This window comes from Martelella mangrovi (assembly GCF_040545495.1).
Classification (GTDB): domain Bacteria; phylum Pseudomonadota; class Alphaproteobacteria; order Rhizobiales; family Rhizobiaceae; genus Martelella; species Martelella mangrovi.
In genome coordinates, this window is record NZ_JBEPLY010000003.1 from 356,346 (window position 1) to 376,786 (window position 20,441).

At 59.8% G+C, this 20,441-nt stretch carries 17 protein-coding genes; 14 read left to right on the top strand and 3 right to left on the bottom strand.

Annotation, left to right across the window (positions count from 1 at the left end):
- Nucleotides 1-61: 61 nt before the first annotated feature.
- The 3 genes from ABID12_RS06355 (at nucleotide 62) to sufA (ending at nucleotide 2,152) form a co-directional block, all read left to right on the top strand.
- Nucleotides 62-1,300, top strand: a complete 1,239-nt coding sequence (locus ABID12_RS06355; RefSeq protein ID WP_106304777.1) for a cysteine desulfurase — start codon at nucleotides 62-64, stop codon at nucleotides 1,298-1,300.
- 15 nt (nucleotides 1,301-1,315) lie between these two features.
- Nucleotides 1,316-1,687: an SUF system Fe-S cluster assembly protein gene (locus tag ABID12_RS06360; protein WP_354433532.1), complete on the top strand. Its 372-nt coding sequence runs from the start codon at nucleotides 1,316-1,318 to the stop codon at nucleotides 1,685-1,687.
- 72 nt (nucleotides 1,688-1,759) lie between these two features.
- Nucleotides 1,760-2,152 carry a Fe-S cluster assembly scaffold SufA gene (gene sufA, locus ABID12_RS06365; RefSeq protein WP_354433533.1) on the top strand — a complete coding sequence of 131 codons (393 nt, stop codon included), beginning with the start codon at nucleotides 1,760-1,762 and terminating at the stop codon, nucleotides 2,150-2,152.
- Between the two features lie 12 nt (nucleotides 2,153-2,164).
- Here sufA and ABID12_RS06370 read toward each other — a convergent pair whose 3' ends face one another.
- Complete coding sequence (locus ABID12_RS06370) at nucleotides 2,165-3,700, bottom strand: exo-alpha-sialidase (protein WP_354433534.1); 1,536 nt, start codon at nucleotides 3,698-3,700, stop codon at nucleotides 2,165-2,167.
- A gap of 286 nt (nucleotides 3,701-3,986) precedes the next feature.
- On the opposite strand from ABID12_RS06370, the gene ABID12_RS06375 reads away from it, so the two are divergent.
- Nucleotides 3,987-4,604, top strand: coding sequence for a LysE family translocator (locus tag ABID12_RS06375; protein ID WP_354433535.1), 618 nt, complete (start codon nucleotides 3,987-3,989; stop codon nucleotides 4,602-4,604).
- A gap of 283 nt (nucleotides 4,605-4,887) precedes the next feature.
- Here the strand turns inward: ABID12_RS06375 and fumC are convergent, their stop codons facing one another.
- On the bottom strand, nucleotides 4,888-6,279 hold the full coding sequence (gene fumC, locus ABID12_RS06380; RefSeq protein WP_354433536.1) for a class II fumarate hydratase: 1,392 nt from the start codon (nucleotides 6,277-6,279) through the stop codon (nucleotides 4,888-4,890).
- Between the two features lie 431 nt (nucleotides 6,280-6,710).
- Here fumC and ABID12_RS06385 point away from each other — a divergent pair, with 431 nt between their 5' ends.
- The gene (locus ABID12_RS06385; RefSeq protein ID WP_354433537.1) at nucleotides 6,711-8,612 is read left to right on the top strand and encodes a L,D-transpeptidase family protein; all 1,902 of its coding nucleotides are present in this window, start codon (nucleotides 6,711-6,713) and stop codon (nucleotides 8,610-8,612) included.
- Nucleotides 8,613-8,687: 75 nt separating this feature from the next.
- Here ABID12_RS06385 and gph read toward each other — a convergent pair whose 3' ends face one another.
- Nucleotides 8,688-9,362, bottom strand: coding sequence for a phosphoglycolate phosphatase (gene gph / locus ABID12_RS06390; RefSeq protein WP_354433538.1), 675 nt, complete (start codon nucleotides 9,360-9,362; stop codon nucleotides 8,688-8,690).
- Between the two features lie 226 nt (nucleotides 9,363-9,588).
- Between gph and rpiA the strand changes: the two genes are divergently transcribed.
- The 9 genes from rpiA (at nucleotide 9,589) to ABID12_RS06435 (ending at nucleotide 20,439) form a co-directional block, all read left to right on the top strand.
- The gene (gene rpiA / locus ABID12_RS06395; RefSeq protein ID WP_354433539.1) at nucleotides 9,589-10,287 is read left to right on the top strand and encodes a ribose-5-phosphate isomerase RpiA; all 699 of its coding nucleotides are present in this window, start codon (nucleotides 9,589-9,591) and stop codon (nucleotides 10,285-10,287) included.
- A gap of 13 nt (nucleotides 10,288-10,300) precedes the next feature.
- Nucleotides 10,301-10,837 carry a DUF2059 domain-containing protein gene (locus ABID12_RS06400; protein ID WP_106304749.1) on the top strand — a complete coding sequence of 179 codons (537 nt, stop codon included), beginning with the start codon at nucleotides 10,301-10,303 and terminating at the stop codon, nucleotides 10,835-10,837.
- Between the two features lie 175 nt (nucleotides 10,838-11,012).
- Nucleotides 11,013-12,401: a glutathione-disulfide reductase gene (gor, locus tag ABID12_RS06405; RefSeq protein WP_354433540.1), complete on the top strand. Its 1,389-nt coding sequence runs from the start codon at nucleotides 11,013-11,015 to the stop codon at nucleotides 12,399-12,401.
- Between the two features lie 350 nt (nucleotides 12,402-12,751).
- Nucleotides 12,752-13,606 (top strand): LysR family transcriptional regulator, encoded by an 855-nt coding sequence (locus ABID12_RS06410; RefSeq protein WP_354433541.1) that lies wholly within the window; start codon nucleotides 12,752-12,754, stop codon nucleotides 13,604-13,606.
- A 112-nt stretch (nucleotides 13,607-13,718) separates the two neighbouring features.
- Nucleotides 13,719-15,098, top strand: coding sequence for a class II 3-deoxy-7-phosphoheptulonate synthase (locus ABID12_RS06415; protein ID WP_354433542.1), 1,380 nt, complete (start codon nucleotides 13,719-13,721; stop codon nucleotides 15,096-15,098).
- Nucleotides 15,099-15,565: 467 nt separating this feature from the next.
- A complete protein-coding gene (locus tag ABID12_RS06420) occupies nucleotides 15,566-17,224 on the top strand; it encodes an NAD+ synthase (RefSeq protein WP_354433543.1) in 1,659 nt (552 codons plus the stop codon).
- A gap of 25 nt (nucleotides 17,225-17,249) precedes the next feature.
- Nucleotides 17,250-18,077 carry a TolB family protein gene (locus tag ABID12_RS06425; protein ID WP_354433544.1) on the top strand — a complete coding sequence of 276 codons (828 nt, stop codon included), beginning with the start codon at nucleotides 17,250-17,252 and terminating at the stop codon, nucleotides 18,075-18,077.
- Between the two features lie 107 nt (nucleotides 18,078-18,184).
- Nucleotides 18,185-19,015 carry a UDP-2,3-diacylglucosamine diphosphatase gene (locus ABID12_RS06430; RefSeq protein ID WP_354433545.1) on the top strand — a complete coding sequence of 277 codons (831 nt, stop codon included), beginning with the start codon at nucleotides 18,185-18,187 and terminating at the stop codon, nucleotides 19,013-19,015.
- A 263-nt stretch (nucleotides 19,016-19,278) separates the two neighbouring features.
- Nucleotides 19,279-20,439 (top strand): ABC transporter permease, encoded by a 1,161-nt coding sequence (locus ABID12_RS06435; protein ID WP_354433546.1) that lies wholly within the window; start codon nucleotides 19,279-19,281, stop codon nucleotides 20,437-20,439.
- Nucleotides 20,440-20,441: the final 2 nt, after the last annotated feature.

Genomic DNA, 20,441 nt, shown 5'->3' on the forward strand with positions numbered 1-20,441 from the left:
GCCAGCCCGGGTGGCGTTCACGGCTTCCGACGACCGGAAGCCACAGACGGAGTTCAGGGCAATGGATGCTCAGGTTACAGGTTACGACGTCGAAAAGATCAGGCAGGATTTTCCGATCCTGTCGCGCACGGTTCATGACGGAAAACCGCTTGTCTATCTCGACAATGGCGCGTCGGCGCAAAAGCCGCAGGTCGTCATCGACACGGTTGCCAATGCCTATGCGCATGAATACGCCAATGTGCACCGGGGCCTGCATTTTCTGTCAAACGCGGCAACCGATGCCTATGAGGCCGCGCGCGAAAAGGTGCGCGCCTTCCTCAATGCCGGTTCGGTCAACGAGATCGTCTTCACCCGCAACACCACCGAAGCCATCAATACGGTGGCTTACGGCTGGGCGATGGAAAATCTCGGCGAAGGCGATGAGATCGTCATCTCGATCATGGAGCACCATTCCAACATCGTGCCCTGGCACTTCCTGCGCGAACGCAAGGGCGTGAAACTGGTCTGGGCGCCGGTGGACGAGGATGGCGAATTCCACCTCGAAGACTTCGAAAAATGCCTGACCGAGCGCACCAAGCTGGTCGCCATTACCCAGATGTCGAATGCGCTCGGCACCATTGTCGATGTCAAGGAAGTGACCCGGATTGCCCATGAGCGCGATATTCCGGTGCTGGTTGACGGTTCGCAGGGCGCTGTCCATCTGCCGGTCGATGTGCGCGATATCGGCTGCGACTGGTATGTGATGACCGGCCACAAGCTCTATGGTCCCTCGGGCATCGGCGTGCTTTACGGCACGTTCGATCGCCTGTCAGAGATGCGCCCGTTCCAGGGCGGCGGCGAGATGATTTCCGACGTTTTCGAGGATCGCGTCACCTATGCCGAACCGCCGCATCGCTTCGAGGCGGGAACGCCGCCGATCGTGCAGGCTATTGGATTGGGCGTTGCCCTTGACTATATGCAAGGCATCGGCCGTGCGGCGATTGCCGCGCACGAGGCGGATTTGACGGCCTATGCGCGCGAGCAGCTTTCGCATGTGAATGCGCTGAGGGTGATCGGCAATGCGGAAAGAAAGGGCAGCATCTTTTCCTTCGCCATCGAAGGCGTGCATGCCCATGATATTTCGACGATCATCGACCGTCGCGGTGTTGCGGTGCGTGCGGGCACCCATTGCGCGCAGCCGCTTCTGACCCGGTTCGGCGTGACATCGACCTGCCGGGCCTCGTTCGGCCTTTACAATACGCGTGCGGAAGTGGATGCCCTGGTTGAGGCGCTCGATTACGCGCGAACCTTCTTTGCCTGAGCCTAGGAGAATGGCATGAGTGTTGAAGAAAACGCAGAAACGGCATCGGCCGAGACCGGTTCCTCCATTCCTGCCGAGGAGCTTGCGCGGCTCTCCGATGATATCATTTCTGCGCTGAAGACGGTTTACGACCCGGAAATTCCGGCCGATATCTTCGAACTCGGCCTGATCTACAGGATCGATGTCGATGACGACCGGATGGTGCGGATCGACATGACGCTGACGGCGCCCGGCTGCCCCGTGGCAGGCGAAATGCCGGCCTGGGTGGAAAATGCGGTCAGCACGGTCGAGGGTGTTTCCGGTGTCGAGGTTGAGATGACATTCGATCCGCCGTGGACGCCGGACCGGATGTCCGAAGAAGCAAAGATCGCCGTCGGCTGGTATTGACGGCGGCCGAGCGTACTGATGCAATAGACTTCGAACGCCGGGCCTTTAACCCGGATGTTGATGGAGAATGAAATGGGCTTTCAAGTCATCACGCTGACTGAAGCAGCAGCAAACCGTGTCAACGAGATCGTCGCCAATTCCGGGCCGGAAGCGCGCGGCATTCGCGTTGCGATCAAGAAGGGCGGCTGCGCGGGCATGGAATACACCGTGGACCTGGTCACCGCCGATAATATCGCTGACAAGGACGACCATGTCGAACTGAATGGCGCGACGGTCTGGGTCGATCCCGCCGCCTCGCTCTATCTGCTCGGCACGGTCATGGATTTCGAGGTCACCAAGCTCAGGACCGGTTTCGTCTTCAAGAACCCGAACGAGACATCGGCCTGCGGCTGCGGCGAATCCGTCGAACTGCAAGCTGCAGACCTTGCCGAACTGGCCAAGGCCCGCGAAACCGCGGCGCATTGACGGCAGGCGGCCTCAGCCTTTGAGGCCATCATATTGTATCACGCAGATTTTCTCGCAAGCGCCGTTCTCCTCCGGGATTGTGTAGCTGCAGGAGATGTAGAGCGTTCCGTCGATCCCCTCCGTGATTGACGGGGCCTCAATCCGGCAGCCGCTCGCCGCCTGTTCGAGGCATACGGGTTCAAGCCAGGTCAGCGGCATGTTGTTGCGGTCCGATGAGGTGCCGAAAAAGCCGACACTGAGATGAAGGCTCCGGCCGTCCTCATCAGGCGTGTAGACGACGGCGAACGGCCCCAGCGACGGGTCGAAGCGCGAATGTTTCAGCGACAGCGCCGCAAGACCCGCGTCATGGTTTTTGATCTCGGGGTTGAGAACCGGCACGGCAGGAGACCATGTGAGCCCGTAATCGCAGGATTCGCTGACGGCCACCCGGTTGAGGTAGAGGTCCGGTGCTTTGGTTCTGAGAAAGGCGGTCAACTTGCCTGACGGCCGCTGAACAATGCACGGCTCGATGGTGCCGCGGCCGGGGATCGGCGTTTGCGCATAGTCCCAGCTCACCCCGTCATCATCCGAATAAAACACGACCGAAAGGCCGATCGCGTCGGAATGGACCGGAAGCAGCAGGCGCTCGGCCCCGTCTTTCAGGCGGATTTTCTGCGGCTGGCTCCGTGTCCGCCAGCCCCGTTCATAGCGATCCGGACTGAACATGTTGAACACCGTCAGCCGCATCACGACCATGGTGTAGGTGTCATAGACCGTATAGAGAAACACGATGAGCGTGTTTCGCCGCAAATGCGCCTGAAATGCATCGAAGAACCGGGCAATATCTGAAAATCTGCGGAGCCGGTCCAGGATCGGGGCAATGTCCGGATGGTCCTCCGACAACTGGTGCTTCACATCCTTGAGATAGGTGTTGTCGAAGTCCCTGATCTCCGTGATCAGGCTGTCGATGATTGCGTCGACAGCGTCGGTATCGATATCCGGTGCGCTGAGGTTTCGCCCGTTTTCGGCGCTGAATGACGGTGCCATTTCGAAGCTCTTGCGCGGCTCGAACGTCACGTTCAAAAGCGGCCAGGCATTGGGGCAGAGGATTGTCATGGCCGCGAGAAAATCATCGCTGCTGACCGTCGCCGTCACCGGCTCGCCGTCGACGGGCGTTTTCCATCGCACCGAATGAACGCTCTCGAACTGGTTGGAGACGCTTCCGCTGCGCATGCGAAGCTGGGAACTTGCCGGGGTTCCGTCACTGGTCATCTGCCAGAACAGCAGTATTTTCCCGTCGTCGCTGTGAAATGCCGGGTTCGTGGCGGGGCAATTGGGAATGGTGCCGTCTTCACCATTGTCCGCAATCCTCGTCAGCGGCCGCCAGACATAATCCGCAGGGTGTGTCGAAGATGCGTAGATGGCGGAATAGTCGCCGCCGGCTATGCTGTGTGACCAGGACACAAACAGATTTTCACCGAGAAACGAAATGTTGCTGCCGCGATTTCCGGATTTCCAGAACGCATCGCTTTCCCCCTCAACGAATATTACTTTTGTATCGTTCCCCATGACGATTTACCTGTAGTATAAATTTCGGATATATATGTATAAATTGAATATTAAGATTAATAAAGCTTGTTTTGACTTATTTTATACATGTATTTTGATTTAATTTGTTTAAGGCGAATTGAAATCTGAAACCGTAGCGGTGTATCAGCGCCGTTAGTGGGTGCAGAATGGCGGCACTGCGGGATGCGCTCGCCGGCCGCGTTGTGGCGCGTGATCTCCCTGTCTTCGGCTGCGGTTTCTGATAGTGTCGCCGGTGATCGGAATGTGACGGATGAGGTGAAAAGCGATGCTGATCGTGCTGTTTTTGAAGGCGGTGCTGCTTGGCCTCGCTATTGCCGCTCCGGTTGGACCGATCGGGGCGCTTTGCATCAACCGTGCCCTGACGCGCGGGTTCTGGGTCGGCGTTTCCGGCGGGCTTGGCACGGCGCTGGCCGATGCCTCATACGGAGCGCTGGCAGCGCTTGGCTTTGCCGCATTTTCAGCCGTTCTGGCCAAAATCTCCATGCCGATGGCGATTGGCGGCGGCGTATTCCTGATTTTTCTCGGCTGGCGGGAAATGCGGCAGACGGGTGCGAAGCCTGCGGCGGACACCGCCGGGGCAGGCGACCTTCTCAAAACGACCGCGATGACCTATGTGCTGACCATCGCCAATCCGGTGACGCTGCTGTCCTTCGTCGCCATCTTCGCCGGTTTCGGCCTTGCTGATGCCGGCGGCGGTATTGCGCCGGCGATTGTTGTTGCCGGGGTTTTTACCGGCTCGCTGTTGTGGTGGATTTTCCTGAGCGGTCTGGTCGCCGCCATCCGTCATCGCCTGCCGAAGGAATTTGCCCGCTGGGTCGCACGCATTTCCGGCGGTATTCTGATCGGCTTCGGCATGGTCGCGATCTCGTCGGCCTTCGCCTGACATGAGAAAACCCGGACTGTGAGGCCCGGGTCAGTTGGTTGACAACCCCTGTAAGCAATCACAGCTTTGCCTAGCCCCGCCGCCGTCATACCGGCCTTGAGCCGGAATCCATTGAGCGCAAGTCCTTGCGCGCAAAGACTTTTTCTGAAAGCGCATAACAAGCGGCCCTGGATACCGGCTCAAGGCCGGTATGACGAAAAAAACGAGGGGTGAGCTTTGACAGCAGCCTGAACCCGGACTGCAGGAGCCCGGGTTTCAGCATTTTATCTTCGAAGTCGAAATGTCACTTCGGCGAAATCATCAGTTCCGGACGGACGATCTCGTCATATTCCTCGCCGCTCACAAGACCCGTCGCCAGCGCTTCCTCGCGCAGCGTGGTGTTGTTCTTGTGCGCGGTCTTGGCGATCTTGGCGGCGTTGTCGTAGCCGATCTTCGGGGCAAGCGCGGTCACCAGCATCAGCGAGCGTTCGACGCCGGCCTTGATGTTGTCTTCTCGTGCCTTGATGCCGACGACGCAATTGTCGGTGAAGGAGCGGGCGGCATCGCCCAGAAGCTGGACCGACTGCAGGAAGTTGTAGGCCATCATCGGATTATAGACATTGAGCTCGAACTGGCCCTGGCTGCCGGCAAAGCCGATCGCTGCCTGATTGCCGGCGATATGGGCGCAGACCTGGGTCATCGCCTCGTTCTGGGTCGGATTGACCTTGCCGGGCATGATCGAGGAGCCGGGTTCGTTTTCCGGTAGCGCCAGTTCGCCGAGGCCGGAACGCGGGCCGGAGGCGAGGTAACGAATGTCGTTGGCGATCTTGAAGCAGGCCATCGCGGCTGCATTGATGGCGCCATGGGCAAACACCATTGCGTCATGGGCGGCCAGAACCTCGAACTTGTTCGGCGCGGTGACAAAGGGCAGGCCGGTAATTTCCGCAACTTCCTCGGCCACCTTTTCGGCAAAGCCGACCGGCGCATTGAGGCCGGTGCCGACGGCGGTGCCGCCCTGGGCAAGCTGGTAAAGGCCCGGAAGCGTCAGTTCGAGACGGGCGATGGCGGAGGCGACCTGTGCGGTGTAGCCGGAAAACTCCTGGCCGAGCGTCAGCGGCGTTGCATCCTGCGTATGGGTACGGCCGATCTTGATGATGTCGGTGAATTCCTGCTGCTTGGCGGCAAGCGCCTCCTGCAGATGTTTCAGGTTCGGCAGCAGGTGGTGCACGATCTGCTCGGCGCAGGCGATGTGCATCGCCGTCGGATAGGTGTCGTTGGACGACTGGCTCATATTGCAGTGATCATTAGGGTGGACGGGCTTTTTCGAGCCCATCTCGCCGCCGAGCATTTCAATGGCGCGGTTGGAGATCACTTCATTGGCGTTCATGTTTGATTGCGTGCCCGAGCCGGTCTGCCAGACGACCAGCGGAAAATGATTATCGAGCTTGCCGTCGATCACTTCCTGCGCGGCGTCGACAATCGCATTGCCGATTTCGGGCGAAAGCCGACCAAGCGCCATATTGGCTTTTGCCGCCGCCTGCTTGACGATGCCGAGCGCGCGGACCACGGAAAGCGGCTGCTTTTCCCAGCCGATCTTGAAATTGCCGAGCGAGCGCTGGGCCTGCGCGCCCCAGTAGCGGTCGGCGGCCACTTCGATCGGGCCGAAAGTGTCGGTTTCTGTGCGGGTATCAGTCATGTTTTCTCCACCTCAGTGCAACGGCCCGTCCATGGGGCACACTTGAAAGACGTCATGCCGGAAAAGCGTGGCTATGCCATCGCGCGGTCAAGGCCGATCTGTCAACAAGCCGCGTCAACTTATTCGATTTAGGTTGCTTTTGGTTGACCGAAGCGCGGGTGGACCGACACAGAAACGCCGCTTTCGGGGTCGAATTGCTTAATGCGCTGTTAAGCCTCTGCTGATATATTTCAAAAAATGGCGATCCCACCCGGAACCTGAGATGGGAGTGTTGTTTTTTACCAACACAACAGCGTCCGTCTCGCCCGATAGCAGAATTGTTATTGGAGGGTTCCGCACGATATGGGTAAGGTGGTCTCAAATCATGATTTTATGTCAAACGGGGTGAAAAATTGCGCAACAATCTTCTAGTTCGCGTCTCATCGGTAGCCATGGCTGCTGCGATATCGGCTGCATTCGTGCCGGCATCGGCCAATGCGCTGACCCTGATGGATATTCTGCGCGGTCGCGACAAGGAGGCCGACCGGGCCCCTGTCGTCCAGCCGCAGGCGCCACAGCAGCAGACGCAACGTACATATTCGGTCCCGAAGGTGGCGCCGCCCAAATATTATACCTACAAGGCTGATTCGATGCGCTACATCGCCATCAGCGAAATTCAGGACCCCGTCGTGACCGGTTCGATCTCTCCCGAGACGAACGACGTGACTGACGAGCAGCCGAACACCGAAGTTGCCGCGCTTGATCCCGATACTATGACCGATGCGGCCTCCACCGAGACCATGGTTGCCATCGGCGAGAACGATCCGCGCCAGTACCTGACCGATGCCCGGGTGAAGGCCGTCGATGATGTCGCCGTCGCAATCGAGGACTATTACGCCAATGGCGGAGACCTGATCTGGGTTGCCGATGGCGATGTTGCGCCCAAGGCGCAGGCTGCACTTGATACGCTGGCCGATGCCGATGCCTGGGGCCTCGATCCCGATGACTACACGGTCAACATGCCCGATCTGGCGCTTGCAGCCGATGACGCGGCGCGCGAGGCCGAACTGATGCGCTTCGAACTGGCGCTGTCCGCACGCGTTCTGACCTACATGCAGGACGCCAAGCGCGGCCGTGTCGACCCGAACCGGATTTCGGAATTCCACGACCTGCAGCGCAATCCCGTTGACCTTGAAGAGGCCATCGATGCCCTCGGCAACGCCGAAAACGTCGCAGGCCTGATGGAAAGCTACAATCCGCAGAGCGAGCGTTTTCAGGAGCTGAAGACCGCGCTTGAGGAACTGCGCGCCGATCATGAATATGTCGAGCCGATCGTTTTCCGTCGCGGCAACTACATTCATCCCGGCGAGACCGACGAGGATGTGCCGAATCTGATCAAGGCGATCAAGCGCAAGAGCACCGACGCCTTCATCGAAGAGCATGCGGAAGTTTTCGACGCCTATGACGGCGGAACCGAATACACGCCGGAGCTGGTCGAACTGGTCCGCGATTTCCAGGACGTTCAGGGCCTTTACGTTGACGGTGTCGTCGGTCCGAAGACAATCTCTTCGTTTGATGTCGAGACCAATGACGACCGCGCCCGCAAGGTGGTCGCGGCGATGGAGCGTCTGCGCTGGCTGCCGGACGATTTCGGCCCGCGCTATGTGTTCATCAACCAGCCGGCCTACCGCGTCTATTATCACGACGACAATGGCGAGAACTTCGACATGCGCGTCGTGGTCGGTAACCCGCGCAACCAGACCTATTTCTTCCGTGACGAGATCCAGACCGTGGAATTCAACCCCTATTGGGGCCTCCCGCGCTCGATTGTCGTCAACGAATATCTGCCGAAGCTGCGGGCCAACCCGTCCTATTTCGACCAGATCGGCTATGAGGTGAGCTATAATGGCCGCCGGGTTTCGTCGGCCTCGGTCAACTGGGCCGCTGCCCCGATGGTCGATGTTCGCCAGCCCCCGGGTGAGCGCAACGCGCTTGGCCAGCTGAAGATCCTGTTCCCGAACGACCACGCGATCTACATGCACGACACCCCGCAGAAGAGCTATTTCAAGCGCGATGTGCGCGCCCTCAGCCATGGTTGTGTGCGTCTGGCCGATCCCAAGAAAATGGCCGCCGCCGTTCTGGGTGTGCCGCAATCCGATGTCGATGATTATATCGCAACGGGGCAGAACACGCCCGTCGACGTGCCGGAACAGTTCCCGGTCTATATCAGCTATTTCACGGCCTGGCCGGATGCTACCGGCGACATCCAGTACTATGACGACGTCTACGACCGCGACATGTATCTGGACCGCGCATTTGCGGCGGAAAGCAAGGCACGCAAGGCAAACAGCTGATCGCTTTCAACTTCGATCGATTGATAAAAAAGAGGCGCGTCCGGTTTTCCGGGTGCGCCTTTTTCCGATGCGGTTTCAGCGGCCGAGCAGTTCTGTGATCAGCGCGGCGGTCAACTCGTCGAAATGACTGATCGTCCGGCCGGCGCCCAGGGTTTCGACCGGCCGGTCGGCATAGCCGAAGGTCACCGCGACGGTGGCCACACCCGCGCCGCTGGCGGCATCGATATCGTTGGAACTGTCGCCGACCATCACCGCGTTTTCCGGTTTGCCGCCTGCCTGTTCGATGGTGCCCAGAACATGGCGCGGGTCGGGTTTGCGGAATTCGAAACTGTCGCCGCCGGTAATCACGTCAAAATGATCGGCAAGGCCGAGGCTTTGAAGAAGCGGCATGGTCAGCGGCATGCGCTTGTTGGTGCACACGGCCAGTGTGAAGCCCGCGGCCTTCAGCCGCTCGAGAGCGGCTTCCGTTCCGGGGTAGGGGCGGCTCTTGCCGGGCATGCCGGCGCGGTAATGGGTGGTGAAACGCTCGAAGCAGGCCTCGAAGGTCTGGTCGTCGAGCTCGGTTTCGCGTAGCGCGAAGGCCCGCCGGATCATGACCTTCACGCCCTTGCCGACAAGCTGGTGAAGCTGGCCGATATCGAAGGGGGCCAGACCTTCCGGCGCAATTGCATGGTTGAGACTTTCGATCAGGTCCGGCGCGGTGTCGACGAGGGTTCCGTCGAGATCGAAGATGACAAGCGGAGATGACATTCGGTTTCCTTCCACGTTGGCGCGCTGTTGCCGGGCCTCCGGGAGGTGGAGACCGGCATGCGCAAATCGACACGAAGTTTGCGCTGGATTGTGGTTTGCAATATTCGTGTCCTTGACTTTGATGTTATCCATTCGGTCAGAAGCCGTGGCTTCTTGCAAAAGGACTTTTGTTTAGCGCCTGTGGCGTGTAAACACCTTAGCGTAAATCAGAAGGAGCATGTGACGCATGGACGCGCGTCAATTGAAAATCAAGGCAGCCGAAACAGCACTTGGATATGTCGAGGACGGTATGCGTCTCGGCATCGGAACCGGCAGCACCGCGCGTGAATTCATCGCGCTGCTCGGGGAGAAGGTGGCGAACGGTTTTTCCGTCACCGGCGTGCCGACATCCGAAGCAACCGCACGTCAGTGCCTTGAACTCGGCATCGAGGTCAAGTCCCTGGACGAATCGCCCGAGCTCGATCTCACGATTGACGGTGCGGATGAAATCGATCCGGCGCTCAGCCTGATCAAGGGTGGCGGCGGAGCGCTGCTCAGGGAAAAGATCGTGGCCTCGGCATCGAAGTCGATGATCGTGATCGCCGACGAGACCAAGGTAGTCGATCAGCTTGGCGCATTTCCGCTGCCGATCGAGGTCATGCCTTTCGGTCTTGGCGCCACACGCCTTGCCATCGAAAAGACAGTTTCCCGCCTCAATATTTCCGGAGCGCTCGAATTGCGTCATTCCGGGGATGGACCGTTCATGACCGATGGCGGACATTACATCCTTGATGCATCATTTGGCCGTATTCCCGATGCAGAGGCTCTTTCTGTGGCGCTCAATATGATTCCCGGCGTTGTGGAGCACGGGTTGTTTATCGACATAGCGACGCTGGCCATCGTTGCATCCGGCGGTGGCGTGCGTACACTCAAAGCAGCAGAATAGACAGGAGTCCTTTATGAGATTTCAAACCAAGATCGGCCGTTCCGTGGCCGTCGTCGCCACGGTAATGGGACTTGGCGCTTTTTCCGTTGCTGCGGCACAGGATATTTCGCCCGAGCATCAGGCCGCGGCCAAGGCTGCACTGGGCGCGCTCGGCATCAATTCCCAGTTTGACGAAATCCTGCCGAACCAGGCTGATCTCGTGCAGGCGCAGCTGACCCAGGTTTATCCGAATTATCACGCCCTGATCGATGAAGTGGTGACGGATACGGCAATCTCGCTGGCCTCGCGCCGCGCGGATCTGGAAAATGAAGGTGCGCAGATCTATGCCAACATCTTCACCCAGGAAGAGCTGGAACAGCTGGCGACATTCTACAATTCCGATCTCGGCAAGAAGTTCATCCAGTACGGGCCGATTGCGGCACGCGAACTGAGCCAGGCCGGCGACATCTGGGCACGCGGCATCGCCCGCGACCTCAACCAGCAGGCCCAGGAAGAACTGAACCGTCGCATTGCAGAGCAGACGGGTGATGCGCCCGCCGCCGCAGAATAATATCTTCGGCTGACGCCGTTTTTAAGGTTTGAGGGCGTGCCTTTCGCACGCCCTTTTTCCGTTCTGGGCCGGCGTTCAGCAAAGCCGCGTCCCGTCCCTTTGATTTCCCATTCGAAGTCGCCATATCTAGGCCCGAAGATTTCCAAAGACATTGTTTGCAAAAAGGAGCCTCCCTATGTCCGCTTATGATTTTGATCTTTTTGTTATCGGCGGAGGTTCAGGCGGCGTGCGCGCCGCGCGGCTGGCGGCGGGGCTCGGTAAACGCGTTGCCATTGCCGAGGAATACCGTTTCGGGGGCACCTGCGTCATTCGTGGATGCGTGCCGAAGAAGCTTCTTGTCTATGCGTCCCAGTATCCCGAGCATTTCGAGGATGCCGAGGGCTACGGCTGGCATGTCGGTGAGCGCAGCTTTTCCTGGCCGGAACTGATTGCCGCCAAGGACAAGGAGATCGACCGCCTCGAAGGCCTGTATCGCAAGGGGCTGGAAAATGCCGGCGCGGAAATTCTGGAAAGCCGGGCCGAGATCATCGGTCCGCACCGGCTGCGGCTGAACGCCTCGGGCCAGGAGGTGACGGCGGAAAAGATCCTGATCGCCGTCGGCGGAGCGCCGAACCCGCATCCGGAAATGCCGGGGTCTGAACTCTGCATTTCCTCCAATGAGGCTTTCCATCTCGATGAACTGCCGAAGTCGATCGCGATTACCGGCGGCGGCTATATTGCGGTCGAGTTCGCCAATATTTTCAATGGTCTCGGCGTGGAAACGACGCTGATCTATCGCGGCCCGGAAATCCTGCGTGGTTTCGACATGGACATGCGCACCAATCTGCGCGAGGCGATGGAGAAGAAGGGCATCCGGGTGGTCTGCCACGACACGATCCTGGATGTGGCGCAGGCTGCCGACGGGCGGTTAAAGGCGGAAACCCGGCAGGGCCATGTCTTCAACGTCGACAAGGTGATGATGGCGCTTGGCCGGCTTCCCAACACCAAGGGGCTGGGGCTTGAATCCGTGGGTGTCCAGACAGACGCCAAGGGCGCGATCGAGGTCGACCAGTATTCGCGCACCAATGTCGATTATATTTATGCGCTCGGCGACGTGACCGACCGTGTTCAGCTGACGCCGGTCGCGATCCACGAGGCGATGTGCTTCATCGAAACCGAGTACAAGAACAATCCGACCACGCCCGATCACGATCTGATTGCAACGGCCGTATTTTCCCAGCCGGAAATCGGCACGGTCGGCCTGCCCGAGGATGTGGCGGCGGAACGCTATGCGGAGCTGGAAGTCTATCTGGCAAAGTTCCGCCCGATGAAGGCCACGCTTTCCGGGCGTGACGAGCGCACGGTGATGAAGCTGATCGTCAATGCCGCCGACCGCAAGGTCGTCGGTGCGCACATTCTCGGCCACGAGGCGGGCGAGATGGCACAGCTGATCGGCGTTGCGCTGAAGGGCGGATGCACCAAGGACGATTTCGACCGCACCATGGCGGTGCATCCGACAGCGTCCGAAGAGCTTGTCACCATGTATAACCCGACCTATCGCGTGAAGAACGGCGAGCGGGTCTGAAGGTCGTTATGTCTACGGTCCGGCACGTTTCAGCGTGCCGGGCAATTTGACTTCTGCGGTGGCGCATGATGCGGCTGATGAGGACTGCCGCCCATTGATGTCCGTGCCAGTCTTCGCTTTCCAGCGGGTCGGCGAGCGAGGCGGGCGGTCTGGGGTGGTCACGTCGGGACACTGCAAACCAGTCGAGCATGATATTTTCTCCCGTTTGGATGGTATGTCCAAGAGCTAGGCTTTCTGTTGCGGGCGCTGTAGATTTGCGAATGAAACGTCTCTTTCAGCCGTGAACGGTTCATCGTCCTTACCTCTGGTGTAAATTTGTACCGCGCGCGTTTTTTGCGGGAGTAGGCAGAATGGCGGATCCGAACTGGGACGATCTCCAGCTTTTTCATGTGGTTGCCGAACTGGGCGGTCTGAGTGCCGCGGCCCAGCGCACCGGCCTGTCCGCGCCGACGATCGGCAGACGCATGCTTGCGCTTGAGCGTACGCTCGGACGGGCGCTGTTCCTCAGGTCCCAACGCGGCTATCGGCTGGCCCATGACGGCGAAATCCTGTTTGAGCGCGTCAGCGGCATGCAGGCGGTGGCGGACGACATCGCGGCGTGGCACAGCGATGCCTTTGCCATGCCCTGGGTGTCGATTGCGGTCGACAGCTGGTTGTCAGGCTTTGCTGCCGATCATGTGGCCGGGATCAAGGGGGCGGAAGACGGCTTTCGCATCTGCCTTGCGGCGGCGGGGCCGTCGCTGGCGCTCGCTTTTCGGGAGGCGGATGTTGCCGTTCTTGCCGCCCGGCCGGACAGCGGCAATCTGGCGGTGCGCCGCACCGGCACCATGGCCTATGCCGTTTATCGCCGTCGCGGCGGAACGGATGAGGCGCTGCCCTGGGTTTCCATGGGCACGGGCGCCGCGATTTCGCCGTCCGATCGCTGGGTTTTCGAAAATCACGAATCCGCCATCACCACCTGGACGGAAGACCGGCACTTGCTGGTGCGGCTGATTGCAGCCGGGGCGGGGCAGGGCGTCCTGCCGGTTCACATCGGCGACAGCGATCCGGCGCTTGAACGTGCCGGCGGCATGATCGACGCACTCAGCCATCCGCTTTTCATCATTGCCCATGACGACGACCGACACCGGCCGGAAGTGCGCACCGTCATCGAGCGGCTGGCGAGCCTGATCAAGGCGAACAGCGGCCTGCTTTCCGGCGAATGAGTGGCTGTCACGCGGGTATACAAAAAAGCGAGAAAGGTCTATAAGCGCGCCGAAATCGGGAGAGAGGCGTGTCCGGCATGGTGTGGCCGGACGGCAAGGACAGGTGAACGACATGGACAGTGCAACAAACTGGACACCGGGTAGCTGGCGCAGGAAACCTATCCTGCAGGTGCCGGACTATCCTGATGCAGACAAGCTGGCCGAGGCCGAAGCGGCGCTCGCTTCCTATCCGCCGCTGGTGTTTGCCGGTGAGGCGCGCAAGCTCAAATCCGCGCTTGGCGAAGTGGCCGAGGGCCGGGGCTTTCTGCTGCAGGGCGGCGATTGCGCCGAGAGCTTTGCCGAGCACGGCGCCGACACGATCCGCGATTTCTTCCGCGCTTTCCTGCAGATGGCCGTGGTGCTGACATTCGGCGCCCAGCAGCCGGTCGTCAAGGTCGGCCGCATTGCCGGCCAGTTTGCCAAGCCGCGTTCGTCGTCGAACGAAACCATCAATGGCGTGACGCTGCCGAGCTATCGCGGCGACATCATCAATGGCATCGACTTCACCGAAGGCGCGCGCCTGCCCGATCCGCAGCGCCAGCTGATGGCCTATCGCCAGTCGGCCGCGACCCTGAACCTGCTGCGCGCCTTTTCCATGGGCGGTTATGCCAATCTGGAAAACGTGCATCAGTGGATGCTCGGTTTCGTCAAGGACAGCCCCCAGGGCGAACGCTACCAGAAGCTTGCCGACCGGCTTTCCGAAACCATGTCGTTCATGCGCGCCATCGGCATCACGGCGGCGGAAAACCACGCGCTCAGCGAAACCGATTTCTTCACCAGCCACGAAGCCCTGCTGCTTGGCTATGAAGAGGCCATGACCCGCGTCGATTCGACGTCGGGCGACTGGTACACGACCTCCGGCCACATGATCTGGATCGGCGACCGTACGCGCCAGCTCGATCATGCCCATATCGAATATGCCCGCGGCATCAACAATCCGCTCGGGCTGAAATGCGGTCCTTCGCTTGCCGAAGACGACCTCCTGCGCCTGATCGATACGCTGAACCCGAAAAACGAAGCCGGCCGCCTGACGCTGATCTGCCGTTTCGGCCACGACAAGGTTGCCGACCATCTGCCGCGCCTGATCCGCGCCGTCGAGCGCGAGGGCCGGAAGGTCGTGTGGTCCTGTGACCCGATGCACGGCAACACGATCACGCTCAATTCCTACAAGACGCGGCCGTTCGAGCGCATCCTGTCGGAAGTCGAGAGCTTCTTCCAGATCCACCGCGCCGAGGGCAGCTATCCCGGCGGCATCCATATCGAGATGACCGGCAAGAACGTGACGGAGTGCACCGGCGGCGCCTGGGCGCTGACGGGCGACGATCTGCATGATCGTTACCACACCCATTGCGACCCGCGCCTCAACGCCGACCAGGCGCTGGAACTCGCTTTCCTGCTCGCCGAACGGATGAAGACGGCGTACGAGGAAAAGAAGCTCGCGATCAACGAGTGATTGCCGGGCGTTAAGCTCCGGCAAGCGTTTGATTTAATCTCCCCCATTGAGGGGGAGATGTCGCGAGCACGACAGAGAGAAGCTAGCTTCCCCCTCATTCGTCATGCTCGGGCCTGTCCCGAGCATCCAAGCACGTCTCGCCAAGAGAGGTGTTTCGGATGGAAAGGCGTAATAAATCAATCTGTTGCAAAGATAAAACACCGCTCGTAATGCAACGTGATTAGATCCTCGGCACAAGGCCGAGGATGACGTCCGTAAAGCGGGAAAGTTTGTCAGCAATCTGAGAGCACCCTCCACAAGCTCAGAAATTACGGCGTGCGCTGCTCCTCTGCCCTCATGGGGGAGTGGAATGTTGCCCTGATGTAATCTTTATTCATGCTACTTCGCGCCTTCCTGCCTTTTCCGGTTTGATTTTTCCTGAAAAACATGGTGTCCATCCCTCGTCGGACCTGAAAGGTGGAATTGCCATGGACAGCATCAAAATCGCACTCGCCCAACTGAACCCGACGGTTGGCGATATCGCCGGCAATCTCGAGAAATTGCGCACCGCGCGAAAAAAGGCCGCGCAGGCCGGTGCCGATCTCGTGCTCTCCACCGAATTGTTCATTTCCGGCTACCAGCCCGAAGACCTGGTGATGAAGCCGGCCTTTCTGGTTGCCTGTCTCAAGGCCGTCGAGGCGCTTGCGGCTGATACGGCCGATGGCGGCCCCGGTGTGATCGTCGGTTTTCCGCGGCAGGGCGAGGCCGGCCGGCATAATTCCGTTGCGGTGCTGGACGGTGGCGAGATCATCGCGATCCGCGACAAGGTCGACCTGCCGAATTACGGCGAATTCGATGAAAAGCGCGTTTTCGTGCCGGGCGAAATGCCGGGGCCGGTGAGTTTTCGCGGGGTGAGAATCGGCATTCCGATCTGCGAGGATATCTGGGGCGATCTCGGCGTCTGCGAAACGCTGGCTGAAAGCGGCGCGGAATTGCTGCTGTCGCCCAATGGTTCGCCCTATTATCGCGGCAAGGTGGATGTGCGCCATCAGGTGGTGCTCAAACAGGTGATCGAAACCGGCCTGCCGCTCGTCTATCTCAACACGCTCGGCGGTCAGGATGAACTGGTGTTCGACGGCGGCAGTTTCGGCTTCAATGCCGATAAAACGCTGGCTTTCCAGATGCCGCAATTTGCGGAAGATATTGCAATTTCCGAATGGGAGCGTGGTGACGACGGCTGGCGGATTGTCGGCGGCAAGGTCGCCGCATTGCCGCTCGGCGAGGCGTCGGATTACCGCGCCTGCGTGCTCGGCTTTGCCGATTATGTAAACAAGAACGGTTTCAAGAGCGTGGTGCTTGGCCTTTCCGGCGGCATCGATTCGGCGATCTGCGCGGCGATTGCCGTGGATGCGCTCGGCGCGGAGCGTGTGCACTGCGTGATGCTGCCTTACCGCTACACATCGGAGGAATCGCTTTCCGACGCCGCTGCCTGCGCAAAGGCGCTCGGCTGCCGTTATGATATCGTCGCCATCGAGGAGCCCGTCAGCGGCTTTCAGGCGGCGCTTGAAAGCCTGTTCGAGGGCACCGAAGAAGGCATTACCGAGGAAAACCTGCAAAGCCGCACGCGCGGCACGATTTTGATGGCGATTTCGAACAAGTTCGGCGCCATGGTGGTGACCACCGGCAACAAGTCGGAGATGTCGGTCGGCTATGCCACGCTTTACGGCGACATGAACGGCGGCTTCAACCCGATCAAGGACCTCTACAAGATGCAGGTCTATGCGGTGGCTGCCTGGCGCAACACCGAGCGGCCGGAGGGCATGCACGGACCGGAGAAAAACGCCATTCCGCAAAACATCATCGACAAGACGCCGTCAGCCGAACTGCGCCCCGACCAGACCGATCAGGATTCGCTGCCGCCCTATCCGGTGCTGGACGATATTCTGGAATGCCTCGTGGAGCGCGAAATGTCGGTGGAGGCCATTGTCGCGCGCGGGCATGATGCCGAAACCGTGCACCGGATCGAGCATCTGCTCTACATTGCCGAATACAAGCGCCGCCAGTCAGCGCCCGGCGTGAAGATCACCCGAAAGAATTTCGGTCGCGACCGGCGTTATCCGATCACCAACCGGTTCAGGGACCGATAGAGCCGATTACGCCGGGGAGGGGCTTATGCGCAGTTCAGTCGAAATCTACGATTTCGCCACGGGCGAACAGCGTGTGGTGTTTCAGTCGGACGCGCTGATCGAAGCGCCCAACTGGTCGCCGGACGGGCGTTATCTGATGGTCAACAGCGACGGTCTGATGTACCGGCTGCCGCTGGAGGGCGCGCCGCGGCTGCAGCAGATCGACACCGGCTTTGCCGTGCAGTGCAACAATGATCACGGCATATCGCCGGACGGAAAGACGATTGCCGTCTCCGACAAATGCGAATTTGGCAAATCGGCGATCTACACGCTGTCGGCGGAAGGCGGCACGCCGAAACTGGTGACCGAAAACCTGCCGTCCTACTGGCACGGCTGGTCGCCCGATGGCGCGCGTTTTGCCTATTGCGGTATTCGTGACGATGTCTTCGATATCTACACGATTGCGGCCGACGGTGGCGATGAGACCCGGCTGACCCATGGAGAGGGCCGCAATGACGGCCCGGACTACAGCTTCGATGGCGCGTGGATCTATTTCAATTCCTCGCGCACCGGTCTGATGCAGATCTGGCGCATTCATCCCGATGGCACCGGGCTGCAGCAGGTGACTTTCGACAATGCCGGCAACTGGTTTGCCCATCCTTGCCCGAAGAACGACCGCGTGATTCTGATTTCCTATGCCCCGGAGGTGTTCGATCACCCGGGCGACAAGGATGTGAGGGTGCGCGTGATGGACCCGGACGGCGGCAATCTGACCACGCTGTTCGACCTTTTCGGCGGGCAGGGCACGATGAATTCGCCCAACTGGTCGCCGGATGGCGCGGCCTTCGCCTATGTGCGCTATTTCCCCGTCTGAACAGTTTGCATCGGGCGGCCTGTCATCAAGCTGAAATACGACTCGTGTTTTAAGGGTGCCATCCATGGATGCACAGGGACCGCCGGGGGATATGGCGGGTTGAGGCGATGGAACCCAGACAGTTCAGAACGCTTTTCATTTCCGACCTACATCTCGGGTCGAAGGCCGCCAAGGCCGATTTCCTTCTCGATTTCATGCGTCATCACGAGGCCGAGACCATCGTGCTTGTCGGCGACATCATTGATGGCTGGCGGCTGAAACGCAGTTGGTACTGGCCGCAGCCCTTCAATGATGTGGTGCAAAAACTGCTGCGCAAGGCGCGCAAGGGCACGCGCATCGTCTATATTCCGGGCAATCACGACGAGTTTCTGCGGGATTTTCCCGGCACCCATTTCGGCGGTGTCGAAGTGGCCGAACGGATGATTTTCGAAGCCGCCGACGGCCGCAAATATCTGATCATTCATGGCGATGAATTCGATGTCGTCGTCCGTCATGCCCGCATTGTCGCCTATCTCGGCGACTGGGCCTATGATGCGGCGATTGCCATCAACCGGGTGCTGGCGGCCGTGCGCCGCAAGCTCGGCATGCCCTACTGGTCGTTTTCCGCCTGGGCCAAGCTGCAGGTCAAGCACGCGGTCAATTTCATCGGCGAATTTCAGCGTATCGTTGTCGAGGAAGCGCGCCGGAACGAGGTCGACGGCGTTATCTGTGGCCATATCCATCACGCGGTGATGGAAGACATGGACGGTATCCGCTACATCAATACCGGCGACTGGGTCGAAAGCTGCACCGCCATTGCCGAACATTTCGACGGCACGTTCGAGCTGATCCACTGGCAGAAGATCGAAGGCGTGCATGAAGATGAGGCCGCGGAGACCGAAAGCGAGGATTTCTCGCCGCTGATTCTGGCCGCCAAGGCCAAGGGCAGGGCGGCCTGAGGGAACCTGCCCTTGGCCTTGCAGAAGTGCGGTTCAATAGGTTCTCGTGTTCCTAGAGCCTTCAAAAGACTTGCAATCTCCTCGTCATCATGAAAAGCCTAACAAAGGTCATGATCACGGCGGATCGTCATCACTTTGTCCAGCGACCGGTTGGCCGGAAAGTGTTCCGGCGGAACGCTGAAGAGGTGGAGGGGGTGTTTCCCGCTGTTTTCGCGCCGGAGCCCGCAGGGCGCGACGGTGCGCTGGAAACTGGATAATTGCATTTGCAGAACGCGGACGAAAGCAAAGCCTCCCTGACGGTGGAAACCGGCGACGGCGGAACGGCCAGCACCCTGTGTCTTCGGGGCTATTGGACGGTCCGCAATGCGCGCCTTCTCAGCGGAGAGATAGACCGGCTGCGTGACAGCCTGCAGGGCGCGGGCGGCACGGCTGTGCTCGACCTGTCGCAACTTGAAGGCTTCGACACCGCAGGCGCCTGGATGGTCCGCGAAGTGCAGGCCGAATGTGTGGCCGCAGGCATGGAGGCCACGCTTTCGGGCATGGAGCGCCGTGTTGCCGATCTGATGGAAGCTATTCCCGAGACCTTGCCCGAGCCGGAAAAGGTGTCTCAACCGCGGCCAAGCCTGACGGAGGCTGTTCTTGATCCTGTCGGCAAGTCGGCGGTGGCCGGTGCACGGGATGTCTATCGCGGCGTCGGCTTTTTCGGAGCGCTGTTTCTCGGCGTGAAGGCGCTTCTTTCGCGCGGCGGTGGGGTCAACATGGCCGCGATCACCGCCCAGCTTGACCATATGGGCGTGCGTGCGGTGCCAATCATCGCGCTGATGTCGTTTCTGGTCGGCGCCATCATTGCCCAGCAGGGGGCCTTTCAGCTCAGCTATTTCGGTGCGGAACTGTTCGTTGTCGACCTTGTCGGCATTCTCCAGCTTCGCGAAATCGGCGTGCTTTTGACCGCGATCATGATTGCTGGCCGTTCCGGCAGTGCCATCACCGCCGAAATCGGCGCCATGCGTATGCGTGAGGAAATCGATGCGCTGCGGGTGATGGGTTTTGATCCGGTTTCAGTGCTCGTGTTTCCGCGCATGCTGGCCCTGCTGATCGCGCTGCCTCTGTTGACCATTCTGGCCAATTTCTCCGCTCTTTTGGGCGCTGTGGTCATCCTTGATGTCTATTCGGGGATCACGCTTGAGACCTTCATGCAGCGTTTCCATGAGGCCGTTGACATGGCCGATGTGATTTCGGGCATGCTGAAAGCGCCGGTCATGGCGCTGATCATCGCGATCATTGCCTCGCTTGAGGGCATGAAAGTCGGCGGCAGTGCCGAATCCCTCGGCCAGAAGGTGACGGCCTCGGTGGTGAAGTCGATTTTCGTGGTGATTCTCGCTGACGGAATTTTTGCTATTTTCTACGCGGCAATCAATTATTGAGG